The organism is Rhizobacter sp. P2_H2, from assembly GCF_056403375.1.
Genome location: NZ_JBFUFP010001396.1, coordinates 1 through 1,160, shown reverse-complemented (window position 1 = coordinate 1,160; position 1,160 = coordinate 1). Strand labels below are relative to the sequence as shown.

Annotated in this window: 1 protein-coding gene; it reads left to right on the top strand. The window is 68.5% G+C overall.

The window, feature by feature from the left end:
- Positions 1–1,160: di-heme oxidoredictase family protein (locus AC1D15_RS33395; protein ID WP_477829445.1), on the top strand; the 1,160-nt coding region annotated here is incomplete at both ends.

The following is a 1,160-nucleotide window of genomic DNA, read 5'->3' as shown; positions in this document are numbered from 1 at the left end:
AACACCGCCGCGATCGGCCTGCAAGGCCCGATGTTCAACCAGTCGACCTGCTTCGGCTGCCACATCAACAACGGCCGCAGCCTGGCCCCCACCGTCGTCAACCAGAAGGTCGACACGATGGCGGTGCGCACGGCAGCCGTCGATGCGAACGGGCAGCAGCTGCCGCACCCGATGTACGGCCTGGGCGCGCAGATGAACGCCAAGGGATCGACCGACGGCGTGCGTCGTGACTGGGGCACCGCGGTGCACGTGTCGAAGTTCGAGCTGAAAACCGTGACGCTGGCCGACGGCAGCTCGGTGGAGCTGAGCAAGCCGGTGGTGAGCTTCGACGGCCCGACGCCGGACGTGTTCTCGGTGCGCAGCGCCCAGCCGGTGATCGGCATGGGCCTGCTCGAGGCGATCCCGGACGCCGACATCATTGCGCGTGCCAGGACGGCTCCGGATGCCGACGGCGTCCAGGGCATCGCGAACTACGCGTATGACCCGGAGACCGGCAAGGTGCGCCTGGGCCGCTACGGCTGGAAGGCCTCGAAGGTCAGCCTGCGCCACCAGGCGTCGGCGGCCGCGCTGCTGGACATGTCGGTCACCTCGCCGGTGTACCCGAACCGCGACTGCCTGTATGGCCCGGCGAAGTGCAGCACCGCGAACCGCGTCGACCCCGGCCTGACAGAAGAGGCGCTGACGCTGCTGGAACGCTACGTGGCCCTGCTGGCCGTGCCGGCGCAACGCAGCCTGGCGAGCGGCTACCCGAAGGGTGTATCGCCGCTGGCCGCGCTGAACCCGGACGTCGACAAGATCGCCGCCGGCGCGACGGTGTTCAACACCATCAAGTGCTCGACCTGCCACGTACCGTCGATGACGACCGGCACCACCAGCGAGTTCCAGGAAGCGCGCGGCCAGAAGATCAAGCCCTACACCGACATGCTGCTGCATGACATGGGCTCCGATCTGGCCGACGGCCTGACCGAAGGCCTGGCCACCGGCAGCATGTGGCGCACCTCGGCCCTGTGGGGCATCGGCTACACCGAACTGGTCGCCGGCAAGGACGTGAAGGTCGGCTACCTGCACGACAGCCGCGCCCGCACGCTGACCGAAGCCATCGTGTGGMACGGCGGTGAAGGCAAGGCCAGCCGCGATCGCTTCATCGCGCTGAGCAAGAC